The organism is Helicobacter pylori SA37A, assembly GCF_000476015.1.
GTDB lineage: Bacteria > Campylobacterota > Campylobacteria > Campylobacterales > Helicobacteraceae > Helicobacter > Helicobacter pylori_DB.
In genome coordinates this window covers 1-6,375 of the sequence record NZ_CBOO010000025.1, presented here as the reverse complement: position 1 = coordinate 6,375, position 6,375 = coordinate 1, and the positions used below count along the sequence as shown (strand labels likewise).

Here is a 6,375-nt window from a genome sequence, read left to right as displayed (position 1 = left end):
ATTATAAATGGGGGTATGTTTTTCTCTTTGATAGTTTTTAATAATGTCTGTATAGGTTTCTATTACTACGCTCTTAAAATCATCATTAGCTCTGCCTTGCCTTACTAACTCTTGCCATTGTGATTCTTCTCTTAGATAATTGTTATATGCCCCTTGTTGTCTATTGTGTAATTGATTAAAAAAGCTTTTAAAAAAGAGTTCTAATTTTTGTTTGTTAAATTGCCCAGCGGTGCTAATTAAAACGCTTTCTTTGGGGTCTAAATCTTGTAGTTCTAAATAGGCTAAATTGTCAAAGATATTTTCAGTAACAATGACATTTTTAACTAAGCTTAAGTCATTAGGGTATAAGACTTCTATGCCCTTATTCCCTTGTGTGATAGATTTTAAGGGTTTGTCTCTTATGTTGCCCTCTTTGTCTGTGCTTAAGGGAGTATTTAGGCGTTTGTTAATCCCACACTGATGAATGGGTATGACATTAAGATTTTTATTCTCAAAAGCTAAATAGGTAGCAAGGATAAGATTATTAAAATTGTCCGTTTTTAAATGCTCTTTATAAGGTTCTAATAGCTTTGTATCAATGCCACGCTTTTTAATGAGTGTAGCGTTTTGTAAATCATAAGGTTTAAGGTTTTTAAACTCATTGATGATTTTTTGAATTTCTTCGTTATTTTCGCTAGAGTTATCCCTTGCTTGTAGAGTATCTTTTTTATTGCGATAGCCTTCTAACTTCCCAGCGAGTAAGTCTTCAACGCTGATATTTCTATCCTTACAAAAAGTAATGATATTACCGACCTTATCGGTATGAGTTTCTTTGTAGGTGTAACTAATTGAGCCATCCTTATTTTGATTTTTAAAGATGACTAAACTTCCCTCTTCGTTTTCATGCTTTAAGCAAGGGTTATTCTTGCTATGCTTATTTTTGTTGATAACATAGCCATTATCTAATAAAATCTCATGCAAAGGCAAGGCAGTGAGATTAGGGATATAACTCATAGGATTTTCCTAACGCCTTCTGCTCTTAGAGAGCGTATTTTGTGTGTAGCCATAATCTATAGTTGGTATTTCTTTTTTCACTTCTTTTTGAGCGTTATTTTGCTCTTTAGCTAATTCTTTAGCTTTTTCTCTTTCTAAACAAGCTTGATAATGCGCTTTGGCTTTTTCTTGCATGCGTTTGCCATGCTCTATCCAAGGCTCATCGCTGTTATTACTCTGTGCTTTCTCTTGGATTTCTTCTTTTTGGCGTTCTTGTAAGCATTTGTGAGCTTTAGGGTCATAATCTAGCCATGGTTCATCAGGATGCAAGGTTTTCTTTGGCTCTTGCTTAGATTGTGGCTCTTTTGCTTGAGTAGTGCCATTTTGCTCTATAGCTTGGTTTTGTTTTGTGTTTTCTTGTTGTGTAGCGGTGCTATTAGTTTGAGCACTAGTAGTCTCTTGTCTTGGCTCATTTTGTGAGTTTTTAGGTTGCTCTGAATTTTTATTAGCCTTATTTTGCTCTTTAATAGCATTTACCCCCACACTTTGAGTGGCGCTATCTAAATTTTTGAGTGTTTTTGCTTGTTGCTTGTCTAAATGCTTTCGCATCACTTCATACACTCTATTATCCATAGGCTCTAAGCTATCTTTAGATTTAGCTAAATAATCTTTTAAGACTTCGTGGTGTTCTTTTTCTAATTGGTGTCCCAAGATAGACTTAACGCTTAATTGCAAGCCCTTATCTTGCATGTGCTTATTACCATGCGCTTGTTCTAAGCAATCCTTAATCAAATTGATATGCTCTTTAGTGAGCTTGGTTGGCTCTTTTTGGCTTACCACTAATAAGACTTTCAATTCATCTTCATTCATGTGGTTTTTAGCATAATTTAAAAAGCTCTCTTTAAAATCAAGCTTAGTCTTAATGCGTTTTTGCTTAATATCAAGCTCGGTTTGTTTAAAGAAACTATGCAAACTAGCGTATTTGTCTTTAAGGTCTATATCATTGCTAGGTGTTTTCTTTTCTTGCTCTTTTTGTGCGTATTCGCCTTGTTCTTGTGTGTTAGGCTCTTTTTCATTAAGCTTATTGCTTTCTTCTAAAGCAATAGAAGCGATTTTACTTGTAGTATTTTCTCCTGTAGGTCTTAGCAATTCAAGCTCATTAGGATTTAAAAAAGTGATAACTTCGTTTGTTTCATCTCTTATAACTTGCAAACTCTCTAAAAGTGTTGCATTTTCATTATCCAAACCTTGCTTGGTATTATTATCTCTTAATGTCTCTAATTCTAAGTCTTGCTGGTTTAAAAGCTCTTTTTCTTGCTCTTTTTCTTGCTCTTGAAAAACTTGTTGCTCATAGAGAGTATCAGGGTTTTGGCTCTCATAATATTGCTCTAGGGCTTTATTTTCGCCCTCTAGGGCGTATCTTTCTAGCTCTTCTTTTTCAAGCTTATTTTCATGCTCTGCAATACTAATTTCTCCAGCTCTTTGAATTTGATTTTCTTCATAATCTTGTAGTGCCTTACTTTCAAGCTCAGCCTCTTCTCTTTCAAGCTCTTGTTGTTCTAACTTGGCACTAACTCGTGCAATGCCATCATCTTCATTCATTTGTATGTATTGCTCTTGTTGGTATTCATAATACTCATCTTCGCTCATTTCTAAAAAGCTTTTTTCTTCTGTAAGCTCTACTTCATTTTCGCTAGAATTTTGTATCTCATGTTTATTAGCATTTTGTGTCTCAACAATCACTTTTTCTAAACTTTCTACAAACTCGCTTGGATTATTATTAGAGATAGATTGCTCTTCATTGATTTCTTGTTGGAACGCATTAAAAAAATCGCTTACATTTTCATTGTCTTTTGTATTAGAGATTTCATTTTTCATGCTCTCAATGACTTCTAGCATAAAAGAAATGTCATCTTTTAAGCCCTCTTGGCTTAAAGACTTGATTTCTTGTTCTAAAATGCCTAAAAAATTGGTGGGGTCATTTTTAGAATTTTTAACTTCATCTAAAAAACTCTCTAAAAAAGCGTCCTTTCCATCATCACTCCAAGCTTTCCACACCTTTAAAAATCCATTGATAAAATCTTGCATTATCTGCCCCTGCCTTTAGATTGAGTAAGCACTACTTCATCATTAGCAAAGTAGTGGTCATACTTTTGTTGCTCTGCTCCTTTATTAAGAGTTTGTTGCAACATCGCTAACATTTGGGGATTGTTTTGAGCCATTTCAAGCATTTTAGAAAACTCTGCCATATTCATTTCATTGTTGTTTGGCTCTTTAGTGTTGTTTTCTTTGGCATTGTTGTCTGTATTAGGTGCAATTTGTTGCTGTGGTTCTTGATAGATTTTGTGTTGCTTTCTTTTTTCATGATGGGTTGCCCCATATTGATTGACATAATCTAGCACTTTGTTATACTGCTTTTCATTCAAATGCTTGGATAAATCATAAATCACCAAATTTTGATTATTCATAGAGAAAGTATTGCTAATGTATTGTGTTCTTAAAGTTTTAGGGTCTAATTCTTTAAGCTTAGTTTTGTCTAGCGTTTGAAAAACATTGACATTGTAGAGATTTTTAATCTCTAAAGTCGGCTCTATGTCTATCTTTTCTTTTTTAAATTCGTAAAAGGGCGTTTTGCCATCTTGCATATACTTGATATTACCCTCTTTGTCTCTTTGAGGAACTTTTTCATTCTCATAAATCACTTCGCCATTAGAATAATGCTTAAGATTGCCCTCTTTGTCTTTAAGGGGGATTAAATTGCCCTGTTCATCTCTTGCTTTAACATAGCGCATTTCATAATCTCTAATATAAGCAATACTTGCCTTATCATAAAAGCCATTAGGATTATTTTTACTCTTAGTGTTGTTTTTAATATGCTCCACTTCTTTAGGGTTTGCCCCAAGTTTTAAGACATCATCTAAACCTACCCAAACATTACTCTCATAGCCATTCTCATGTTGCTTGGCATCTAAAATAAGAGAATTTAAGCCATTATAGGCATTGCCAGCATTACCATTATAAGCTCTATTATTTGGCTTAAACTCTAATCCAGATTCTAAACTTTTAGCAATTTCGCTCGCTAAAAACCTAGCAAAAACCTCTTTTTGCTCTTTAATATCCATTTCATTCCACGCTTTCATTTAATGCTCCTTGTTTTTATTGACTTCATTTTCTAAGGAATGTTCTAACTCTATTTTTGTTTCTTGTTCGCTTTTAGGCTCTACTCCCATTTGCATAAACTCTATCATTTGCCATTCATTCATAGGGTATTTTCCCTCTTTAAGTTCTAAAAAATCTTGTGTCATTTTTTCTGTCCTTGTTTTTAAAAAATCTTTTTAGAATGCCATTAAAATTACAAGGAAATCAAGGTCTTGACTTATTTACTTTTTCAAAGTGTGTGCGTACACATATGCCACTTTTTAAGCTATTTTTAAGCAAAAAACACAAGTGTGTACGCACACATTTTTTAGGCTCAAACCATGCAACCCCCTAAAATGCGTAACTTAATCTAAAAGTAAATGAAAAGTAAATAAACCTAAAAATTTAATGAAAAAAAGTTAAAATTTAAGCTAATCTTAAGCTAAAATGATAGTTTTTTGCTCCTTTTTAATGTTTAAAAAAACTTTTTTTAAAAAATGAAAAAGACAAATTAAACCTTAGAATTTCTTGAGAAAGTTCGCTTAAAATGCTTTAAATTTAATTGATAATTTAATTTCTTAATAGTTTAATGATATAAGCTAAATAAGAATAAATTCTTTTAACATTGTAATATTAAATTAAAGACTAAATACTCTTTAAATAACATAGTTTATTATCCCTTACTAAGTTTAATTATTTACTATGTTTATATAAACAATCTTAAACAATCAAATTGTTTAAAGTTAATTCAAAATCTATATAATTGTGATATACTTTTAAAACAACTAAAATAAGGAAAATAACATGACCATTTGCATTGCTAATGAAAAGGGTGGCAGTGGTAAAAGCACGCTTTGTTTAAACTTAGCCGTGCAATTACTCAAAGACAATAAAGAAGTGGTTGTTTTAGATACAGATAGCCAAAAGTCTATGGAAACTTTTGCTACAATTCGTGCTGAAAAAGAACGCCCCACTTTTAGCTTATTTAATCGTAGTAGTGGCTTTAGCGATACTTTAAAGCAAATGGTATCTAAGTATGAAAATATCCTTATTGATACTAAGGGGGAATACAGCAAAGAAACCCAAAAAGCTATGCTTTTAAGTGATATTGTGCTAGTGCCAACAACTCCTAGCCAATTAGACACTGAAGTCTTAGCTAATATGCTAGAAAGAATTGAGCAACTCCAAGAGCTTAATGAAAATCTAAGAGCCTTAATTGTCATCAATAGAATGCCTACTATTCCTACCCTTAAAGAAAGACAAGCCTTAATAGAGTTTATTAAAGAAAATAACCCTAGCGATAGGATTACACTTTTAGAAAGCTCTTTGAGTGAGCGCATTGTTTATAAGCGCAGTGTAAGCGAAGGCTTAGGGGTCATAGAATACAGCGATAAAAAGGCTATCAATGAGTGGGTTAATTTTTATAACGAATTAAAAAGCCATTTAGAAAAAGAGAAAAGGCATGCGTTTTAGAAGAGTTAAAAAGCACAAAAATAAACACAATAAGGAGCATACAAGTATGGATTTACAACAAATTGATGAGCTAGAAAAGAAGTTTGAAGAACAAGAAGAACAAGCCCAAGATACCCCCCTAAAACAAGAGCCTAGCACAAAGGAAGTAAAAATCCCTAAAAAAAGGGGGCGTAAAAAAAGTTTGTTAGATGAAGATAAGAAAAAGAGCTTTAACATTGCCTTTAGTCCTTGTGTGATAAAAGAACTTGATGAATTTTTGCTAGAATTTGGCTCATTTAAAGAGACACGAAGCACTTTTATTGAAGAAGCGCTTATTAGGCATTTAAAACACAGAAAAAACACCCAAGAGCAAAAGCTTTTAAAGCAACTAGAAAGATTACAAAACAAAGAAAAGGGCAATAATGAAAACAATGAACTTGAATGAATTTTTTACGCATAAGATAATCTATAAAGACACCCCTTTAAAGTTTAAGGATACACTAGAACAAGAAATCAGCCAAGCTAGTTTAGTAGAGAAGTTAATCTTAGCTAATATCTTAGCCAATATGGTGTTTGCTAAGATAAGCAATGAGAATGCCCCTAAAATTCTTATTTCACGCTTGATGTGTAAGTTTAGTCCTATTGATTATGAAAGCACTATTCCTAGTGATTTTAAGCCTATAGATGAAGAAGAATATGAAGATGATTTAGAATGGCTAAATGAAGAAAAAGAAGATAGGCTCTTTAATTACTATCTATTTTTAAATGGTATTAAAGAAAGTGATGTAGAAGAAGTGTTTAATGAAAGTGTAG

6 protein-coding genes and 1 pseudogene are annotated in these 6,375 nt (G+C 32.5%); 3 read left to right on the top strand and 4 right to left on the bottom strand.

What is annotated here, in order from left to right:
* The 4 genes from QT76_RS07600 to QT76_RS08440 form a co-directional block, all read right to left on the bottom strand.
* On the bottom strand, nucleotides 1-993 hold a 993-nt coding region (locus tag QT76_RS07600), incomplete at its 3' end, for a hypothetical protein (protein WP_033617254.1).
* 9 nt (nucleotides 994-1,002) lie between these two features.
* On the bottom strand, nucleotides 1,003-3,060 hold the full coding sequence (locus tag QT76_RS07595; RefSeq protein WP_033617253.1) for a hypothetical protein: 2,058 nt from the start codon (nucleotides 3,058-3,060) through the stop codon (nucleotides 1,003-1,005).
* Entirely contained in the window at nucleotides 3,060-4,112 is a 1,053-nt protein-coding gene (locus tag QT76_RS07590; protein WP_033617252.1) for an ArdC family protein, read from the bottom strand. The genes QT76_RS07595 and QT76_RS07590 overlap by 1 nt, the downstream gene beginning before the upstream one ends.
* Nucleotides 4,113-4,277, bottom strand: a complete 165-nt coding sequence (locus QT76_RS08440; RefSeq protein ID WP_000189763.1) for a hypothetical protein — start codon at nucleotides 4,275-4,277, stop codon at nucleotides 4,113-4,115.
* 637 nt (nucleotides 4,278-4,914) lie between these two features.
* On the opposite strand from QT76_RS08440, the gene QT76_RS07585 reads away from it, so the two are divergent.
* The 3 genes and pseudogenes from QT76_RS07585 to QT76_RS07575 form a co-directional block, all read left to right on the top strand.
* Complete coding sequence (locus tag QT76_RS07585; protein WP_000150803.1) at nucleotides 4,915-5,583, top strand: ParA family protein; 669 nt, start codon at nucleotides 4,915-4,917, stop codon at nucleotides 5,581-5,583.
* A gap of 46 nt (nucleotides 5,584-5,629) precedes the next feature.
* A complete protein-coding gene (locus QT76_RS07580) occupies nucleotides 5,630-6,007 on the top strand; it encodes a hypothetical protein (RefSeq protein ID WP_000365702.1) in 378 nt (125 codons plus the stop codon).
* Nucleotides 5,985-6,375 (top strand): annotated as a pseudogene (locus QT76_RS07575) (hypothetical protein); the annotation flags it as partial. The gene QT76_RS07580 and the pseudogene QT76_RS07575, both read left to right, overlap by 23 nt.

Bases quoted from the DNA above. Each gene is read 5' to 3' on its own strand.
- QT76_RS07585 (WP_000150803.1), top strand. From the start codon at position 4,915: ATGACCATTTGCATTGCTAATGAAAAGGGTGGCAGTGGTAAAAGCACG.
- QT76_RS07580 (WP_000365702.1), top strand. From the start codon at position 5,630: ATGGATTTACAACAAATTGATGAGCTAGAAAAGAAGTTTGAAGAACAA.
- QT76_RS07595 (WP_033617253.1), bottom strand. From the start codon at position 3,060: ATGCAAGATTTTATCAATGGATTTTTAAAGGTGTGGAAAGCTTGGAGT.
- QT76_RS08440 (WP_000189763.1), bottom strand. From the start codon at position 4,277: ATGACACAAGATTTTTTAGAACTTAAAGAGGGAAAATACCCTATGAAT.
- QT76_RS07590 (WP_033617252.1), bottom strand. From the start codon at position 4,112: ATGAAAGCGTGGAATGAAATGGATATTAAAGAGCAAAAAGAGGTTTTT.